The 17,517-nt window shown below is 50.1% G+C and carries 12 protein-coding genes and 3 pseudogenes; 2 read left to right on the top strand and 13 right to left on the bottom strand.

All coding sequences use genetic code 11. The annotated features are described in order from the left end of the window. Positions 1 to 59 precede the first annotated feature (59 nt). The 3 genes and pseudogenes from D9980_RS02850 to D9980_RS02840 form a co-directional block, all read right to left on the bottom strand. A complete protein-coding gene (locus D9980_RS02850) occupies positions 60 to 350 on the bottom strand; it encodes a pentapeptide MXKDX repeat protein (RefSeq protein ID WP_121606344.1) in 291 nt (96 codons plus the stop codon). Between the two features lie 60 nt (positions 351 to 410). Further along, positions 411 to 1,199 carry a molybdopterin-dependent oxidoreductase gene (locus D9980_RS02845; RefSeq protein WP_121606343.1) on the bottom strand — a complete coding sequence of 263 codons (789 nt, stop codon included), beginning with the start codon at positions 1,197 to 1,199 and terminating at the stop codon, positions 411 to 413. Positions 1,200 to 1,209: 10 nt separating this feature from the next. Next, positions 1,210 to 1,808, bottom strand: a pseudogene (locus tag D9980_RS02840) (cytochrome b/b6 domain-containing protein). A gap of 150 nt (positions 1,809 to 1,958) precedes the next feature. Between D9980_RS02840 and D9980_RS02835 the strand changes: the two are divergent. Next, positions 1,959 to 2,672, top strand: coding sequence for a response regulator transcription factor (locus tag D9980_RS02835; protein WP_121606342.1), 714 nt, complete (start codon positions 1,959 to 1,961; stop codon positions 2,670 to 2,672). Positions 2,673 to 2,675: 3 nt separating this feature from the next. Next, the gene (locus D9980_RS02830; RefSeq protein WP_121606341.1) at positions 2,676 to 4,142 is read left to right on the top strand and encodes a HAMP domain-containing sensor histidine kinase; all 1,467 of its coding nucleotides are present in this window, start codon (positions 2,676 to 2,678) and stop codon (positions 4,140 to 4,142) included. A 92-nt stretch (positions 4,143 to 4,234) separates the two neighbouring features. On the opposite strand, the pseudogene D9980_RS26920 reads toward D9980_RS02830, so the two are convergent. The 10 genes and pseudogenes from D9980_RS26920 to ygbI all read right to left on the bottom strand — a co-directional run bounded on the left by D9980_RS26920 (position 4,235) and on the right by ygbI (position 17,440). Further along, positions 4,235 to 6,138: pseudogene (locus D9980_RS26920) on the bottom strand (fimbria/pilus outer membrane usher protein). Between the two features lie 277 nt (positions 6,139 to 6,415). Next, entirely contained in the window at positions 6,416 to 6,904 is a 489-nt protein-coding gene (locus D9980_RS02815) for a hypothetical protein (RefSeq protein WP_121606338.1), read from the bottom strand. A gap of 414 nt (positions 6,905 to 7,318) precedes the next feature. Next, positions 7,319 to 7,516, bottom strand: coding sequence for a hypothetical protein (locus D9980_RS27220; RefSeq protein ID WP_370454326.1), 198 nt, complete (start codon positions 7,514 to 7,516; stop codon positions 7,319 to 7,321). Positions 7,517 to 8,079: 563 nt separating this feature from the next. Continuing rightward, a pseudogene (locus D9980_RS02805) lies at positions 8,080 to 8,738 on the bottom strand (fimbria/pilus periplasmic chaperone). Between the two features lie 9 nt (positions 8,739 to 8,747). Continuing rightward, positions 8,748 to 10,391 carry a hypothetical protein gene (locus tag D9980_RS02800; RefSeq protein ID WP_121606337.1) on the bottom strand — a complete coding sequence of 548 codons (1,644 nt, stop codon included), beginning with the start codon at positions 10,389 to 10,391 and terminating at the stop codon, positions 8,748 to 8,750. Next, positions 10,381 to 12,864 carry a fimbrial biogenesis outer membrane usher protein gene (locus D9980_RS02795; protein WP_202913985.1) on the bottom strand — a complete coding sequence of 828 codons (2,484 nt, stop codon included), beginning with the start codon at positions 12,862 to 12,864 and terminating at the stop codon, positions 10,381 to 10,383. The genes D9980_RS02800 and D9980_RS02795 overlap by 11 nt, the downstream gene beginning before the upstream one ends. 115 nt (positions 12,865 to 12,979) lie before the next feature. Then, positions 12,980 to 13,648 (bottom strand): hypothetical protein, encoded by a 669-nt coding sequence (locus D9980_RS02790; RefSeq protein ID WP_121606336.1) that lies wholly within the window; start codon positions 13,646 to 13,648, stop codon positions 12,980 to 12,982. Positions 13,649 to 13,725: 77 nt separating this feature from the next. After that, the gene (locus tag D9980_RS02785) at positions 13,726 to 14,316 is read right to left on the bottom strand and encodes a common pilus major fimbrillin subunit EcpA (RefSeq protein WP_065686866.1); all 591 of its coding nucleotides are present in this window, start codon (positions 14,314 to 14,316) and stop codon (positions 13,726 to 13,728) included. An 841-nt stretch (positions 14,317 to 15,157) separates the two neighbouring features. Continuing rightward, a complete protein-coding gene (locus D9980_RS02780; RefSeq protein WP_121606335.1) occupies positions 15,158 to 15,946 on the bottom strand; it encodes a winged helix-turn-helix domain-containing protein in 789 nt (262 codons plus the stop codon). A 729-nt stretch (positions 15,947 to 16,675) separates the two neighbouring features. Continuing rightward, complete coding sequence (gene ygbI, locus D9980_RS02775) at positions 16,676 to 17,440, bottom strand: DNA-binding transcriptional repressor YgbI (protein ID WP_121606334.1); 765 nt, start codon at positions 17,438 to 17,440, stop codon at positions 16,676 to 16,678. Between the last annotated feature and the right edge of the window lie 77 nt (positions 17,441 to 17,517).

The raw sequence follows: 17,517 nt of genomic DNA, 5'->3' as shown, positions 1-17,517 counted from the left end.
GCAATTGAGCGCGCCCCTTGCCGTACCAGAGACAGGATAACTGGCGGTCATCGGCACCTTTACTGGCTCATAGCGTCTTTCTTCATACCCTCTTTAGCCATGGAGTCCTTTTTCATCCCGTCTTTGGCCATATGATCCTTCTTCATGCCATCTTTGGCCATGGAGTCCTTCTTCACGCAGTCTTTATCCATACACTCTTTTTCCATGCCCTGTTTAGCCATCCCATCGTGGGACATCTGGCTCATACCGTCCTTTTTCATTGCGTCCTTGCCCATGCTGTCGGCCGCATTGGCTCCGGTGATACCCAGCATCAGTGCGCTACACATCATCATGGCAAATAACTTTTTCATGGTATTTCCTTTTCTTGGTTAACCGGCACGCGTCGTGCCATGAAACTGCATCGGCGGCAATCAACTACCGCCAAACCAGTTGTAGCCTTGGTCTTCCCAGTAGCCGCCGGGAAAGTGGTTGGTGACTTCGATCACTTGAATATGTTTGGGATTCTTGTAACCCAGCTTGGTGGGCATCCGCAGTTTCATCGGATAGCCGTATTTACGCGGCAAAATCTGCCCGTCGTAGGTCAACGCCATCAGCGTTTGCGGATGCAACGCCGTGGCCATATCGATGCTGGTGTAGTAGTCGTCGGCACATTTAAAGCCGATGTAGCGGGCGTTAAGATCTGCGCCAATCGCTTTCAGGAAGGTGGCAAATGGCACCCCACCCCATTTGCCGATGGCGCTCCAGCCTTCCACACAGATGTGCCTGGTGATCTGGCTGATTTGCGTCATTTGATGCAGTTGTGCCAACGTCCAGGGCTGCTTGTGCAGCACCAACCCCGCCACTTCCAACCGATAATCGTCGCCATTGATATCCGGCGCCTGATCCTCGCTATAGAAAGCATTAAACGGGAATGGCCGAGTGATCATCGATTCGGCATACTCTGGTGCCAGATGGTTGGCATTGAACAGCCAGCCCTGAACCCGATCGTTAAAGCGTGAGATGCGGTTCAAGGCCTGATCTACCTGAGCGTTATCGCTGAGATCGCAGCCAGTCAGCATCGCTACGCCCCCCAGAGTCAAGCCATTGCGCAGAAAACGGCGGCGTGACGACGATGCCAACTGGTGCGCTAACAGGCGTTGTGCCTCTTTAACGATATCCTGGCCTTCGCTGAGGCTGAGAGGGGGTTTTTCCATTTTCATCGGTGTCTCCTTAGCGTCCACGCAACATGGCCAGCAACGTACGTGGCACCAGGGCCACCATCACCAGATGGATCACCACGAAGCCAACCAGCGCCGTCATGGCAAAAAAGTGCACATAGCGGGCCGCGTCGTAGCCCCCAAGCAGGGTACGTAACAGGGGAAACTGCACCGACTTCCACAACACCAGCCCAGAGAGCACCATCAGGACGCTAACCACGATAGCCACCAGATAGGCCACACGCTGGACCATGTTGTAGTGGCGCAGATCGGCGTGTGACAACTTGCCGCACAGGGCGGCCCAAAGATCGGCCACAAACTGCCTGGGGCTGAGCGGCCAGAATTGGCGTTTAAAGCGGCCACTGAACAGGTTGATCAGCAGATAGCACAGGCCATTGATGCCAAACAGCCACATGCCGGCAAAATGCCATTGCAGCGCGCCCCCAACCAACCGCCTAGCGTCAGCTCGTTGATAAAACTAAAGTTAAACAACGGGGAAGCGTTATAAATGCGCCAACCGCTGGTGACCATAATCAGCATGGCAAGTGCGTTCAGCCAGTGTGTCAGCCTTAGCCACAGCGGGTGGATAAGGGTCTGTTTCGCCGTGATCATCGCTTCTCTCCTGCCCCGTATCGGTTCGATGTCGGCAGTATTCAACGGATTTGTTCCCCAAGACCTCACGCAAAGTTAAATAAAATGTGATCACTTCCAAGGTAGGGGTTGTGTAGACTTCAGGTAGACCAGTTAACTGCGGTAGAGAAAATGGAAAAGGCAAAACGAATCTTGATCGTCGAAGACGACGGCCATATCGCCGAACTGTTGCAACTGCATCTGCGCGATGAAGGCTATGACATCAGCCACGCGGCCGATGGCAATCTGGGCATGGCAATGCTGGAACAAGGAGGTTGGGACGCGCTGATCCTCGATCTGATGCTGCCGGGCATCGATGGCCTGGAAATCTGCCGTCGCGCCCGTAATATGACGCGCTATACGCCAATCATTATCACCAGCGCCCGCTCTAGTGAAGTCCACCGGGTACTGGGGTTGGAACTGGGTGCAGACGACTATTTGGCCAAACCCTTTTCCATGCTGGAGCTGGTCGCCCGCGTCAAAGCTCTGTTCCGACGCCAAGAGGCGATGACCCGTAATCTCAGGATGGAGGCGGGAACGTTAAGCATGAACGGGCTGGTGATCGATCCTATCGCCCGCGAAGTTCTTCTAAACCAGCAAACGGTGGAACTGACACCACGCGAGTTCGACCTGCTGTATTTCTTCGCCCGCCACCCCGGCAAAGTGTTTTCCCGCCTCAGCCTGCTCAATCAAGTCTGGGGTTATGAACATGAAGGGTATGAACACACGGTGAATACCCATATTAACCGGCTACGGATCAAGATTGAGCGCAACCCGGCAGAACCCGAGCACATCCTCACCGTGTGGGGTAAGGGCTATAAATTCGCGGCTTCGCCGCAAGGGTAAATGATGAAAAATCTCACGCTAACGCAACGCCTGACTCTGGTTTTCGCCCTGCTGCTGCTCATCTGCTGTTCGATCTCCGGATGGTTACAGGTCCGCAGCAGCACACAATATAGCCAGGCGGTGATCCAACGGCTTTCCACCAATCTGGCGCAGCATATCGCCACCAGCAACCCACTGTTGAGTTCACAAGGCTGGAACGATCGGTCGGTGCATACCCTGTTCGATAAACTGATGGCGGTTAATCCGAGCGTTGAGGTTTATCTGCTGGATAAACAAGGCAACATCGTCGGCAACGCGGCACCTGCCGGGCACATGAAACGCCAGAAGGTCGATCTGTTACCGATACAGACATTGTTGAACGGGGCCGAAATGCCCCTCTATGGCGACGATCCGCGCAATCTTAATAACCAAAAAGTCTTCAGCGCCGCGCCGCTGCGGGTAAATGGCGAGATTGAAGGCTATTTGTACGTGGTGCTGCTGGGGGAAGATTATGATGCGCTGGCCAATAGCGCCCAGATCAATTCTGCCATTTATACCGCTCTGTGGTCGATGGGGCTGGTGGCGCTGTTCGGGCTGCTGGCTGGGGGCTTTGCCTTCCACTGGGTAACACGGCCGATCCGCCGTCTGACCCAGCAGGTTAGTGCTCTGGATAGCGACGGCATCGCAGCACTGCAAACCTATGCCAACACCCCTGCGGAGAGTCACAGCCGTGATGAAGTCAGCCAGTTGCAGCAGGCATTCCGCCGTATGGCACAGCGCATTACCGAACAATGGCAAACCCTGTCACAACAGGACCAACAACGGCGCGAGTTTATCGCCAATATCTCTCACGATCTGCGTACTCCATTGACCTCGCTGCATGGTTATCTGGAAACGCTGTCGGTAAAATCCGCCAGCCTGACCCCCACCGACCGTCAACGCTATCTGGAGATAGCCCTGGCGCAGAGCCGCAAAGTTGGGCGGCTGGCTCAAGAGCTATTTGAGCTGGCCAGGCTGGAATACGGCGTGGTGAAACCTCAGAAAGAACCGTTCTCTCTCAGTGAGTTGGTGCAGGACGTATTCCAGAAGTTCGAATTGGCCGCCGAGGCTCGCCAGCAGCGCCTGCTTGCCGATATTCAGCCGGGCATCCCCCTGGTGTTTGCCGATCTGAGCATGATGGAACGGGTGCTGACAAACCTGCTGGATAACGCGATCCGACATACGCCAAGCGGTGGAGAGATTGAAGTGCGCCTGTGGCCGCAGGGTAATAAGGTGATGGTTCAGGTCAATGACAGCGGGCCTGGCATTCCCTTGGAACTGCGCCCAGATCTGTTTATCCGTCCGTCAATTCTCAACCATGCCCGCCGTCATGCAGGGGGTTTGGGGCTGATGATTGTCAAACGCATTCTGCAGTTACACGACAGTGATATTACGCTAGTGGATCAGCAGCATGCTGGCGCCTGCTTTCGTTTCTCCCTGTCGGTAATCTAGCTAAAGTGCCGGCAATCAGCCTCCAGGGAAGGGCTTATGGCGTGCCGGCACCCCGTATGATTTCCACCTGTTGCCCTCTTCGGCACAGCTATTTAGTTGAGCAACTCATAATAGGATAAGGCCCCTAATGTCGGCACTTTAACGACTTCATTGGCTGGCTCACCAAATTCCCTCTCTTGGCCTATCTCATCATTGACCACGTTGACCTGATAGGGAATAAGATTGGGGATAATGGCATAGCCGCGACTGTCGGTAATCACATCAACCTGCTCGGGGATCGTCGCATTGGGATGCTTTTTGCTATAAACCAGTGCGTTAGTGTCACCTAACGCTGGCCCTAAGGTAATCCCCGCCTGGTGGGCAACCAATGAACCTGAGCTGTTCGCCGAGTAAAGCGCATAGTTTGTTCCAGACTGGTATCTGATAGCCGATTCACCCGCAGCATAACGGTAATTGGCATTCGCCTGATAACTTGCCTTGCTCTGTTTGCCCCTGCGGCCAGTCACCCGGTAGTTAAGGTTATTATTTAGATGTCTACCGCTAACGCCAAGCTCAGATTGATAGTGATCATAGGGGTTATAGCTGTATCCCAGATTCAGGCTGGTGTTATCAATCCCCATTCTCTTTAAGGGTACCCTGAAGGTAATACCAAACAGCATTTCACTTTTTTGCGCAGGGTATTGATAGTAGGACAGGTCAAGGTCATAGGATAAGTTGACGGTGTTTTGCATAAACTTCAGCGAGTAGAACGTCCGCTTACCTTGATCTTCTTTGTATTTTTCCCGGTTGATATTTAACGACAAGCTCTGTGAGGTACCGATCAATGCGCTTAGCGAAAAATCAAAACCATATTCTTTTTTATAATAATCACAGCAATAATAATCTGTTTTAGCATTATAGGCGTAATTATTGAAATCATTAAAATGAGGCTGTAGATAATACTCGCCATTTAACCTGATGCTGGCATTCGCCTTGTTGAAATTAGCCACATAGTGTAAACGCAACTTCTCACCATTCACCTGACCCTGCTCTGCCGATGTTATACTGCTGTACTGATGATTAAAGGTAACATCACCGAATTGATTGAGTCGCTGACCAATACCTAGTGAGTGGCTATAGTAATTTTGCGATATCAACGCACCACCAAATAAAGAGCTTTGTGCAGTGAGGCCATATCCAGCGCCCCCTGAAAGAAAATGGGGTTAGACTCTTCCATTCTCTCACTACTCATAAACTTGCCGAATGAGATATCATATTTCCACATGTTCTTATCCAGGATGTTGTCCAACCGACTCCAGGGTACGTCATAATAAATGATGCTACCGTCGCTTTCTCTCACCGTCATGGTAATAGAACCCGACTTGTCAAACAGTTTGATATTTCTCAGCACGAAATCCCCGGCTTGAACCATCGTACGGTAAACCGGTTTGCCGTTCTGCCGGATCTCAACTTCAGCATCACTGGTGGCCACTCCGTATACCCAAGGCAACACCGGCCCCTGTGACGAAGGAAACATATTATCGTCCGAGGACAATTTTATCCCGCGATAGGGGAAGGGATCCAGATAGAAAGTATTATTGTAGCCCTCACCAAAATGCAGGCGAGAGTTTATCACGGGGATATCTCTTTCAGCATAGAGATCGGAAAACCTTATTCGTTGCTGTAGCATATCCTCATTATCATGAAACTGCCGTGATCTTAACCGCCAGTGTTGATAGTTGATGCCAGACTCTAACTCAACGACTAAGTTATCTTTTCTTTTTCTTCTGACATAACGTTCTCCCTGATATTTTTTATAGTTAACATCATAGTTTATCAGGATAGCTGGAATACCCTCATCTCTATACTCGATAGCCAGGCGAGGATCGGCCTTGACCTCTGTCGACTCCAAGAATGTAAAAATGAGAAAATTCACCTTATCAATTAAGGTAACGGTAATATTTAATGGATAAAGATCTTTAACTTTGATACAGCCGGTTTCTGGTACCTCACTCATATTTGCTGGTGAAAGGATTTCCCATTCAATAAGCTGTTGTCTATCAAAACATGGAAAACCGTCGTCCGCCACGTCCAATTCCATATGGCCTATATCCGCTCCCCTTGGGAGATATAAAAATACTCCCCTGCATTGGCAAACCAGGCTGCCATTAATAGAGTAGGGAAAACGAATAAATTTTTATTCATATAGCGAGAATGGAAATAATGGGATTTATAAAAATGCACCGGCAGTCATAATTAAACGTGCCGGTACATAATTATTTAATTAGAACAGATTACTTACCTTCTACAGAAGGCAGGATCGCATCCAATTTATCAAGCTCACGCATCATAGCACGATAAACATAGAGTTTAGACTGAGCATGGCGCCCATCCAATTTGTTTGCTGCGGCAAGATCACGAAGCTTTTTAACCAATTTCAGGGTATTGGGTTGGTTGGCATCTGCCTTAGGAATGGCGCTATATTCTGCAAAGAGATCCTGCCACTCTGCTTCCCAAGCCTCTTGCTGGTTGTACCCTGGCGTGATTGCAGTTCTGGTTTTAGCGGCAACGGAACCGCAATACTTATGTGCACCACCGCGTGTGCCGTAAATAACCCAGAGAGGCGATTTTTCCCGAGGATCATTGCCATATGACTGGATATCACTGACGCACTTGGTGACTTCATTACGCATATTTTGCTCTTGGCTGCTGATACCAGCAAAAGCATTCGCTGAGAACACCAGAGTACCGAGCATCAAAAGCCCAATTTTGCTTTTATTCATCTATATAGATCCTTCTAGAATAATTAATTAAAAACATGAATACGCCGTTCTTAAAGGCAGAAGGACCTTAATTTATAGCATTTATTAAGACAATAAAATTCAGCTAAAATATTTTACTTTCGGATCTTTCATGAGAAATTCTTTAGTGTAACCAGTAAATTCTCAAATTAACACCGGGAATGATAATATTACCACGCTATTAATAACACCAAGACAGAACATTTTATAGTCAATTGTAACGTAAAACAGCGACCTAGTTCGCTTACAAGTGACATATATATCATTAATAAAAAGCCTGGAATTAATAATAAACCTAGAATAAAGGCGATCTGCACTGATTTAAGCCAGGCCGATTGACAGAGGAATTGTTTGAACTAGCACCGCTGGCACAACCTCAGAAACAGCCCTTCTCTCTCAGTGAGGTGGAGCTGGATGTACTCCAGAAATAGCAGTTTCATCCCAATAACGGGTTCTGAACGCCAACAGCAGCTGCATAAAGCCAACCTGATTCAGCCCCAGCTTGCGCATAATATTCAGCTTATGGGTACAGACGGTCTTATAGCTGCGCCCGATAACCTGAGCGGCATGCTGTGCATTGGCTCCGGCAACCATCAACCCCAGGATGCGCCATTCACAACCTGATAATGGCCGCAGTTCCTGCAACAACAGCTGCCGCATCGCTGGGCTACGATAACTCGCAGTAGGATGGGCCGCCGAAACAGCTGCCAGCAAATAATTCACACTATCGCGCTTGGCCACTAATGAGAGGTGTTTTTGTGCGGCAAGCAACGACAAAATATCCGGGTTGATGATATCGGTGAAAACCACCAAGGACGCCTTTGGCCAAAGCGTACCGAAGGTCAACACGAATCGCACCACCTGATAAATGTCTTCGGTATGATGGTAGAGCTCCATAATAACCGTTTGCTGTTCTTTATCATTAAGTAACGAGACAATATCTTTCAGTCTACTTAGACGGCTGATTTTTTTATTGTTCGGGTCAATCAATGCCTGCAGGCCGATATTCACCAAAGGATGGGGATCAAAGATAATAAAAGTCTCGTTATAAAAGGCATGCATAATTAATTACCCCATTGAAAATATTATATTTTTTAGTTTATAAAAACCACCTGAAACCAGCGTTTCCTGCCGAACGGTCAATAAAATCTTGCTATTTAAATGCAACTTTTATCCACGTTGATAAACTTATCGTTATAAATAATAAATTTCTGACCTTGCAGTTTGATACCCGGATGCGACAGCGTATCCCCTGGTCGTAAATACTCGGTGATCCCTTCTTCATCAGTGCTATCACAACCGGGTTTCAGCAAAAACTTAAAAAAGGTATTACCGGTGTTTTTGAGCGTACCGCGCTGCTTGTCAAGCTGATAGTCAAACTGGATCACACGCGGTCTGACCACCAGAATGGTATCCATTACCACGATCGGCTCCAGGTTGGCCCCAGCTTTATTGCTCTGCCCGGTGGTCAGCAGGTTAGTCGGTACCTCACGAAATGAGACGCGATAATAACGCTCTTTATTATCCTTCGGCCCATGGTAATAGAACTTGTAATATTCCCCCTGCCCTGCCCGCAGCGTCAGTTGCTTGGGGGCAAACAGCAATTCCCCTCTGCCGGGCGGGTTCGTACCTCTTGCTCCCCTGGCCGATCGATGGCACGAATGGAAACCTGATAAAACCGGGCGCTGGCGTTATTGTTCAACACCCGCTTGGCGACAAAGGACTGATCCTGATCCATCGCAAACGTCATGGTACCCACGTTGATCGCCCCGGCGGTAAAGGGCAGGAAGATTAGCCATAGCAGCAGAGTTTTCATATCATCCCCTTAATTAATATTGCGCCAGGTTGCCTCAACGTGGATTTCACCGGCGGCATGCACATCACCATACCAGGCGTTACCTTCCACCGTTTTCAGCGAGATCGGATCGTTCATCGGGATCCTGAACTTGACCTTGGTCTTGTTCATCACCCCCACGTCACCGGAAATATCATTCCATGGGGTGCTGCTCCATAGGGCGTTGGTCATATCGTGCCACTGGCTGTCACAACCGGCATCAAACACCTGCTCCGTCCCCGTGCTGGTGGTGATACTGAGCTGGGCCGGGAATGGAACCTGCGTAGTATTGTCTGGAGAGGAGAAAATACAGTAGTTGATCCCCCGCAGTGACTGCGTTGGGCCAGTCGCCATCACCCTGACCTGATCGGCATTGGTCTTGGCGCTGGTGGTCACAATATAGCCAAACTCCAAAGGTGGCTCGGAGGGGCCAACATAGCCTTCCCGGTGCGGATTATTATCGAAATCCTCGGAAATAATGCTGATACTGAAATCACGAGGCTTGATGATCAGTTGGTTAGAGGTCGAGAACTCATACCAGCCCGATTCCGGCGAGGTGGTGTTCTGGAAACGGAAGTTAATCAGATCGTGCGTACCGCCGTCGGTGATCCCCAGCTTGACCATCTGTTTGAAGAAGTTACTGGCAAAAAACACGTAAACGGCATTGCTGCTCTTCAACTCGTTAAACGTATAGTAGCTGCCGGTACCCGAGGTATTTTTCCAACTGTTGCCATTCAAACTGAATTGCAGATCGGCCGCATTAACCGCCGATGACAGTGCGGCATGGTTGATCGACGGAAAAATATGGATCGAGGTATTGCTGACGCTGCCATCCGTTTGCAGGTCGTAGCTCACCATCTTGCACATGATACCGCTGCGGGCACCGACGGTTTGGTTGCGGCAGTCCGCATTACCTTCACCGATGATCGGTATTCCATCACTGTTGACGAACACTTCCGATACCGCATTGGTATTAATAAAACGCAGGTGTGCCGCTTTGCTATGGGTGACGTTACGTCGATACCAGGTGCCACGAGCCTGATCCTGGCAACGTTCGCCGTTGCTGGCATTGTAGACAACGTTGGTCTGACAACCGTTGATCTGCATGCTGAACGAAGTGCCCGCTCCCATCTGTTTCAGGTACTGATAAAAACTCGGTGACATCATGCCGTGCATCCATTTTGCCCCACCGGAGGTGACGACAGCACCGTAAAACCCTTTCTCATCAGTGGCTTCAGGCAAGATCAGGCTGGTGTCCATATTGCAGCCGGCATACCAGTTGATACAACGCAGGCCAAGGAACGGATTTTTAATAGGCGCATTTTCCAGCCACATATCGAAGCGGTTGTTAGCCGTCAGCCCATAGTTATAGCCATTATCGACGTAGCCCAGGCTCTGCTGGTAAATGGTGCCGGAACCCCCATATTTCAGGCCGGTCCATTTATTGGCACCGGTCATACGCGGATCAAGCCCCCCTGCCGGGGTTACAAAGAAGTTATCGTCCGCATTGTTCTCAACAAAGACAAACTTCATCGTTGCGGCATCTCCCAGATTGGTCGGGTTCACCGCCTGCGCCGGGGCAATGCTCAGCAGGCCGCCGATCAACAGCGCCAAACGTATGTTATTAGCCTTCATTGCTCATATCTCCTGGTTGGCCCACTTTGGCGTAGGACTTCAAGCCGCGGCAAACCACGTCGCCGACCCAGACCGCACCCTGTGCCTTGCTCAGATCCAGCGCCACCTCACAGCTTTGATTGTGGCGGTAGGTAAAATCGATTACTGGGAATTTCTTATCCACATCCATCACGAACTCCCCTTTTTCATCCGTACGGGTACGCCCGATATGGTTGTTGATATTGGCGTTGGCCAGCAGCGTGCCATCCTCGGCCTTGATACGGCCAAATACCGTGACCATCTGTTTGATTTGCGGTTCGATGACCGCCACGTTGCCCGGGTACAGCGTCAGGCTGTTCTTACGATTGGTGACGATATCGAAGCTTTCCGCCGAGTTTTTGTTGTTCATCAGCTCCACGACATACTGACCATAAGGGGACAGTGGCAGATAGTTCTTGTCGCCGGTCAGCTTGACGACGCGGCCATCCACGCGCGCGGTCAGCATGCCTTCATTTTCCAGGCCGGTATTGATAATGATCCCTGAGTTACCTTCATTGCGTCCACTTGCCGCGATATGACGCCCCTGCCAACCGACGCTACCGTTAGCGGTCAGGCTGGTATTCACGTAGCCGTCTGCGGAACTGCTAACGTTGACGGTGCCGGTAGAATACTTGGTGTCAAAACGGGCGTAGGCACCGCCGTTAAAGCTGTTATCCCCGTTGGTGTCGCCGGAGATAGCGCGCGACAGGTTTGCCCCCACGGTACGGATCGGCCCATCGGCGATCTCTTTACGCGCCGCAATATTGGCCGTGGTGTAGCCATTCTGGTTAGAAACCCCGGCGCTGAACCAGTTGCCCAGCGGCAAGGAGAAATCGAGCGCAATGTACTTGCCGGTATTGCCGCCGGAATGGCCATTATTGTATCGCTGTACCCCGGCACGTATGCCCAGCGTGCCGTAACGGCCGGTGAACAGATTCTGGTAGTAATCCACGTTGTAGTAATGGCTGCTATTTTTCTTGTCATCGTTATAACTGACGCTGAGCGTGCCGAGGTGAGGCACAATCGCCCCCAAGTTCAGCGAGCCGCCGATCGCCCGGTTATGGGCATCGTTTTGGCGCAGTTTGTTGCCGATCACCGTTTTTTCTTCGTTGGCCCACAGCGTACTGAAACCACCGGGCAGCGTGGCGCTCACGGTATTGATCAGCGTCCAGGATCGGTCTGTGGCTACCATGCTCTGCGTGCTAACCTGCACCGCATCGATGATCGGTATGCTTAAACGGCCTTCCGCCACCGAAGTGCTGTCCAGGGAATAGCCGGACAGCGCCCAGTTAAAGCGAGACAGGTTGCCAGAGGCTGAAGCCCCCAGCAGGTAGCTATCTTTAGCCTCAGCGAAGCGATCGTTGTCGCCACGCCACTCATCCATACGCACCATGCCGCCCCAATACTGCCAGAACATCGGCGCACCCGCGGCGTGCAGCGGACTATAGAGTTTGTTAACCCGCTGCATACGGCGGTTGATCACCTGACCATTGACGATCACCTCAACCTGCACATCATAAATACCAAAAGGCAGCGTGCCGGTATCCACTTCGTGGTTACCCATAGAGAAATTCTGTACGCTGAGCAGACGGCCATCACGTGACAGGTGAACCTCACCCGCCGAGGGGAAGAAGGCGACAATCGGTGTTAACGACTGGCTATTATCAAACACCGTCGAATTGGCCCGGCTGCCATAGGACATGCCGTAGATTTTGCTCGAATTGATGGTGGTCACTGGCCCCAGCGATTGCAGGTTCCAGCTGTCGAGCATGCCTGCGGCAAAGCGTCGGCCAGCGAAGTCACGCTCATACATCAGCTTATACAGCGTCGAATCCTGGTTGCTGCTGCCAATCCCATAGACAGAACCGTTCACTTCCACATGATGCTCACGCAGAGAAGTGACGTTATTCAGCGATAAATAGCTGGAGGTAAAACCTTCACTGGCTTTGGTGCGATTATCGTAAACGCCCAGGTTGTAGGCCAGCGTGCTGCTTATCTCATCAACACTCGACGCACCAATATCGCTGGCACGCTCACGCAATACCGTACCCAAGGCCGATTGCTTCACTACCAATTGCAGGTTCAACTGGCGGAAATCCAACGCCAGCCAGGCATCATCCGACAGCGTAATGCGTTGCTTGTCATCAAAGTTGGCGTCATTGAGCGTATTGAGCTGCTTGGTGATCGCGGCGGTCAGCTGTGCGCCACCTTCGTTATCTTCCAGGGTAATTTCGCTAATTTTCAGATGATTGTCATCAAGCACCAGCAATGCGCGCCCAATGCGTTGATCGTCTTTCAGGGTGCTGTTTTGTTCAAAATGCAGCAATAATGGGATGCTCATCCCCTCACGCAATGCCATGCTGAAAGTCTGGGGGATCAACACGCCATCAATTTGGGTTAACCCGGCGGCAAGAGCCGACTGCCCAGGGATCATCACGGCCGGGATAACGCTCATCCCCACCGCTACTGATATCTTGAGTAATGCACTATCCAGTGCTAGTTTCACGTCTAACTCCTTGAACTATTATGCATCCCTTTACTGCAACATCCCGTGGCAGCCCAACTCGGTGTTATTTGACTTGAATAAATTGCTCTCCATACCAAAGCGCAACGTGGCTTTTCTTATCATTGATATCCACTTTTGACAGGCCACGATCTTTACCTGGCATGACAAAGTAGTTTTCCTTGCAACTGCTGCCTTCTTTCTTATTCTTGCAGGGGCCGTAGGCCACCATTTTGAAGGTGGCATTGCCGGTATTGGCGACTTTGTTATTGGCAAACTGATGATTAAAATTAACCTGGCGTGGCGTAACGACTAAAATGGTGCCAATACGCGCGGAGGTGGTGGCCACGCCATTGCGTTTGGCGGTGTTCTGCCCCGCATCCGTCAATGCCTGATCGAACCAGACAATCCGGTAATAGCGCTCTTGGCTATCTTCTGGGCCCTTATAATAAAAACGGATCACATCCCTGGCGTTGGCTGGCATCATCAGGCTGGCCGGTGACAACAGCATTTCGTCTTTCGTCGCCATCGGGATCACCACGCCGGATTCCGTCGGGTCGGAAATCCTTTCTATTTTTATATTCACCAGGCGGCCGCTATCCGTCGTATTTTTAATTTCTTTACTTAGCGTCGCGCTATTACTGGGCATAAAGGAACTGACCGCGCCAACATCCAGCGCAAAGGCGCTATGGCATAGGGACAGCAACAGGGGAATAGAAAAATAGAAACGATTCATAGCGGTATTCCAAACTCTTTAGCTGACAAAAACAGGGGGTTTCCCCCCTGTTAAGACGCATTACTCTGGGGAAACGATTATGCGGTAGTCCAGGTAGCGTTGAACTCTACGCTCACGTCGCCACTCCAGATACCTTCAGGCAGGGTGCTGAAATCAGTCACAGCAGTTGCGCCATCAGCCGTTGCGCCGATGATGCTGAAGGTGAACTGATCTTGTGCACTGGTACGAACAGCTTTGTCGTAAGCGCCAGACAGTGCGCTCAGGTTGCCACCCATAATACCGGCATTAACGTCGATCATGGTGGTTTCAGCAGTTTTCTCTACTGCTGCGCCATTGTAGTTAACGCCCACTTCCAGGGTAGAACCAGAGGTGTCGAGCTGAGTCAGAGTATTGGCCACCAGCTTGGAGGTCAGTTTAAAATCGGTGGCGGTTCCTTCGCCCTCGATAGTCACGTCGAACAGACCTTTCTGGCTGTTGAAACCTTTGATGCCTTCAGCATATTGGAAAGACAGGCTGCCGATTGGCGTCACAACCAACTTGCTGGTGGTATCTTTCTTGGCAGTGGCTGACCAGGTAGCCAAGGCTTGTGCGGTAACGTCTGCTGCCTGAGCGGTGCCCACTACTGCGAATGCTGAAACGATTGCCAGAGCAAGTGTGATCTTTTTCATGGTAAAACTCCCTAAGTTATAGATTTCTATTGTCCGTTAAATGTGCCGATCTTTGTCATCTCCACTCACTCCGGTATTGCCAGTTGCTAGCGGGATAACGCCAAGTATTGATATGCAACGTGAGTATGCCTCCCGTCCTACTTGACGAGAAAAATCTTAACCCAAATTAATCTTAATATAATCATTAACTAGTAAATGTGAAATGTTTAGATTTAAATCCTGTGTTTAATCTTTTTAATACTCAATTAAGGATAGAAACCCCACCTACGTAAGGAAGGTAGCAGAATTATCCTAGATTAATTCGAGCAAACATTAACCACATTATAACTGTCGTTATTCGGTGCCATTTCTGGTGAAAAATCAGCCTGTACATTTAATGTGTGTCAGTTAAGGCACCCCATTTTCCCTCACCCCAACCTTCTCCCAAAGGGCGAGGGAGCTAGTACAGCGCCGTATTCAGGTGCAAAGGTGAGCGGCGACAAGGTTGATGCAGAGGCGGAGTGCCGTAATAAAATGGTGGCACGTTCGGTCCCCTCTCCTTTTGGGGTAGGGTGCTGGTATGGTGCCGTGTTCGGGTACAGAGGTGATCTGTAACAAGGTTGATGCAGAAGCGGAGTGCCGTAATAAAATGGTGGCACGTTCGGTCTCCACTCCTTTTGGGAGAGGGCTAGCGTGAGGAGCATTACTGTTTCAGGGTAGTCAGCCAGCGGAATAATAAGGGGGATAAATCACTGCAGCGATCGTACTTGAGGGAAAATAACGTTAGTAAAGTGGTTAAATCTCAGGCCACGATGTTCTGGCTGTCGGTCGTTTATCCCGCCAGCCAAGCATCATTATTCAATTAAAGGGAGGATTCGCTTTCCAGACCAGAGCAAAGTTCAATCTTATGCTCTCGCAAAATCTTGCAGCGGAGAAAAAATAGCCGTGAGATGCCAGAAATATACGACTTCACCTGATTGCCACGCATCAGTAACAGGTATTCATCCGGTTGGCATTGGATTTTTTGCCTTGCCACCTGCACCAACACATCATCGCTGAATGCCGGATCTGCCCGAACCGTGGAGTTCGACATAAATACCGCACAGTTACCCGATTTGCCCAGATAGCTCTCTTGCCGGATGCTTGGATTGAAAATATAGAACGCGATGCCGGCCAACACCACACACACAAAGCCCACTATCCCCCAACCATAGCGCAAGGAAGCACGTGAAAACACCTTGCCCACCACCACGGGTATGGTTTTAGCGGCTGATACCGGCGGTTCGGCATCAAGGATCGGCGTATCCTTTTCATCCTCACAAGACACAATCTGGATTTCGCTGTGCAGCATAAAACCCACCTTGGGAACCGTGACGATCACTTCCTCATCAATTCCCAGCGCCTTGATCACTCTACGTAACTTGCTCACGCACTGGTTAAGATTATTGTTACTGGAAATCATCCCATAATCATCCCACACCTTTTTGAAGATCACTTCACGGCTCACGGCATCGCCCTGGTGGACAATCAGTAACTGTAGCAAGCGCTTGGATGGGTTGGAGATGGTGACAGTATCGTCAAACAGATCGCTCAAACTCAGCGTTCCGCTATCGACATCGAAGATAATACGGTCATTAAGTTTATATTTCATTATATTCACGACTTTCACTATAAAAACAGACAGCCCAGGCATTAATCGTTAATAAAATCATTTAATTGAAATTAAAAAAAAGCCTGCGTGAACGTTTTTATCGCTAGTAAATAGACCGCGGGTAATTGTCATTAACTGTGGCATTTTTCCTTCTCCCTGGAATAAGAATTTTCTCATGACCAAAACAAAGATTATCGAAACAAGCTGATTATTGATATATTGATTCGTTAAAATTCATAAGGTTAGATTTTTATGTCGCCATAAATTTATTTTTAGCGAAAAACTTCACAAAAACACCCTGCAGAGCCTTTTTTAATGTAAAAATATCGCAGATTTAACCATCACTAAGATCTTACAGGACTGGGAAAGTAGGAGTTTTCAGCTATCGTTGATAACCTTTATCATTTAAATCAATAGTTTTAACCTGCCACACTGCCAGATAACTGCCTTAGCATGACACTGACTTTACATAGCGATATAACCTGGTGTTACCCATACTCATTAGGATGTATACCAGCACCACATTAAGGTGGATCCTTAAAAATAACTTATTAACTTTTTATAGGTAAATATTATGTGGTAGCAGGCTGGCGGTGCCACTGGCTGGCACCTGGACGTGATGGAATTATTGCGGCTCAATGCCTGGTATTATCCGTTGTGGAGTCTGTGGCCACGATCTTGGGGCAGTGATAACCACCCCGGTGTTTATCAGATTCGTGGGGTTTAAGGTCACTGCACCGCAGTAAGCAACGTAATATTTGCCTGCATAATCGCCTCACGCGCCGCTTCCGGCAGATGATCGTCAGTGATAATCACCTCAAAGACCGAAATCGGCAGCGCCAGATAGGTGGCCACCTTGCCATATTTGGAAGTATCACTCAGCAAAATGCGGCGGCGGCTGGCCTCAACGATGGCGTTTTTCACCACCACCTTATCCTCGTTCGGAGTAGACAAACCCCGCATGCTCCATGAAGAAGCAGAGATAAACGCCAGATCGATAAACAGATTACGTAAAGCCTGAGCCGCAGCGGCGCCCACGCAGGAACGGTTTTCCCGGCATACCGTACCGCCGGTGTGGATCAGCTTGCACTGGCTGTGTTCGAGCAAATAGGCGGCGATAACAAAATCGTTGGTTACCACGGTGATATCGTCACGGTCGCCGAGCTGGCGAGCCAGGGCCAACGTGGTGGTGCCTGCGTCCAGATAGATGCAACTGTTGGCCGGGATCTGCCGCGCGGCCAGTTGCCCAATAGCGGCTTTCTGCTGGCTGAACATCCCTTCCTTATCCTGATGCGAAGGCTCAATCGCCACGCGCTCGGCCGCCTGTACGCCGCCGGAGACGGACAGTACACTGCCCTGCTCTTCCAGTTTTTGCAGATCGCGCCGGATGGTCATGTGCGAGACTCCCAGCCTTTCGGTCAGTTCAGCTATGCTGACTGCGCCGCGCTCGGACACCAGCGCCAAAATTTGTTGGTGGCGTTCAACAGGTATCACGGTTCCCCCTCTCAGACTGCGATGATAATAATTGTGATTTTACGTCAATTTTCGTGCGACGGTAGTAAAGCTTTTCA

The organism is Serratia sp. 3ACOL1 (genome assembly GCF_003668775.1).
Lineage (GTDB): Bacteria > Pseudomonadota > Gammaproteobacteria > Enterobacterales > Enterobacteriaceae > Chania > Chania fonticola.
The sequence above is the reverse complement of the archived record's forward strand: the minus strand, read 5'-3'. Positions and strand labels throughout refer to the sequence as shown.

Excerpts from the sequence above, each read along its gene's own strand:
- D9980_RS02850 (WP_121606344.1), bottom strand. The coding sequence starts at position 350 with ATGAAAAAGTTATTTGCCATGATGATGTGTAGCGCACTGATGCTGGGT.
- D9980_RS02815 (WP_121606338.1), bottom strand. The coding sequence starts at position 6,904 with ATGAATAAAAGCAAAATTGGGCTTTTGATGCTCGGTACTCTGGTGTTC.
- D9980_RS02800 (WP_121606337.1), bottom strand. The coding sequence starts at position 10,391 with ATGAAGGCTAATAACATACGTTTGGCGCTGTTGATCGGCGGCCTGCTG.
- D9980_RS02830 (WP_121606341.1), top strand. The coding sequence starts at position 2,676 with ATGAAAAATCTCACGCTAACGCAACGCCTGACTCTGGTTTTCGCCCTG.
- D9980_RS02790 (WP_121606336.1), bottom strand. The coding sequence starts at position 13,648 with ATGAATCGTTTCTATTTTTCTATTCCCCTGTTGCTGTCCCTATGCCAT.
- D9980_RS02835 (WP_121606342.1), top strand. The coding sequence starts at position 1,959 with ATGGAAAAGGCAAAACGAATCTTGATCGTCGAAGACGACGGCCATATC.
- D9980_RS02845 (WP_121606343.1), bottom strand. The coding sequence starts at position 1,199 with ATGAAAATGGAAAAACCCCCTCTCAGCCTCAGCGAAGGCCAGGATATC.
- D9980_RS02780 (WP_121606335.1), bottom strand. The coding sequence starts at position 15,946 with ATGAAATATAAACTTAATGACCGTATTATCTTCGATGTCGATAGCGGA.
- D9980_RS27220 (WP_370454326.1), bottom strand. The coding sequence starts at position 7,516 with ATGGTTGCCGGAGCCAATGCACAGCATGCCGCTCAGGTTATCGGGCGC.
- D9980_RS02795 (WP_202913985.1), bottom strand. The coding sequence starts at position 12,864 with ATGAGCGTTATCCCGGCCGTGATGATCCCTGGGCAGTCGGCTCTTGCC.
- D9980_RS02785 (WP_065686866.1), bottom strand. The coding sequence starts at position 14,316 with ATGAAAAAGATCACACTTGCTCTGGCAATCGTTTCAGCATTCGCAGTA.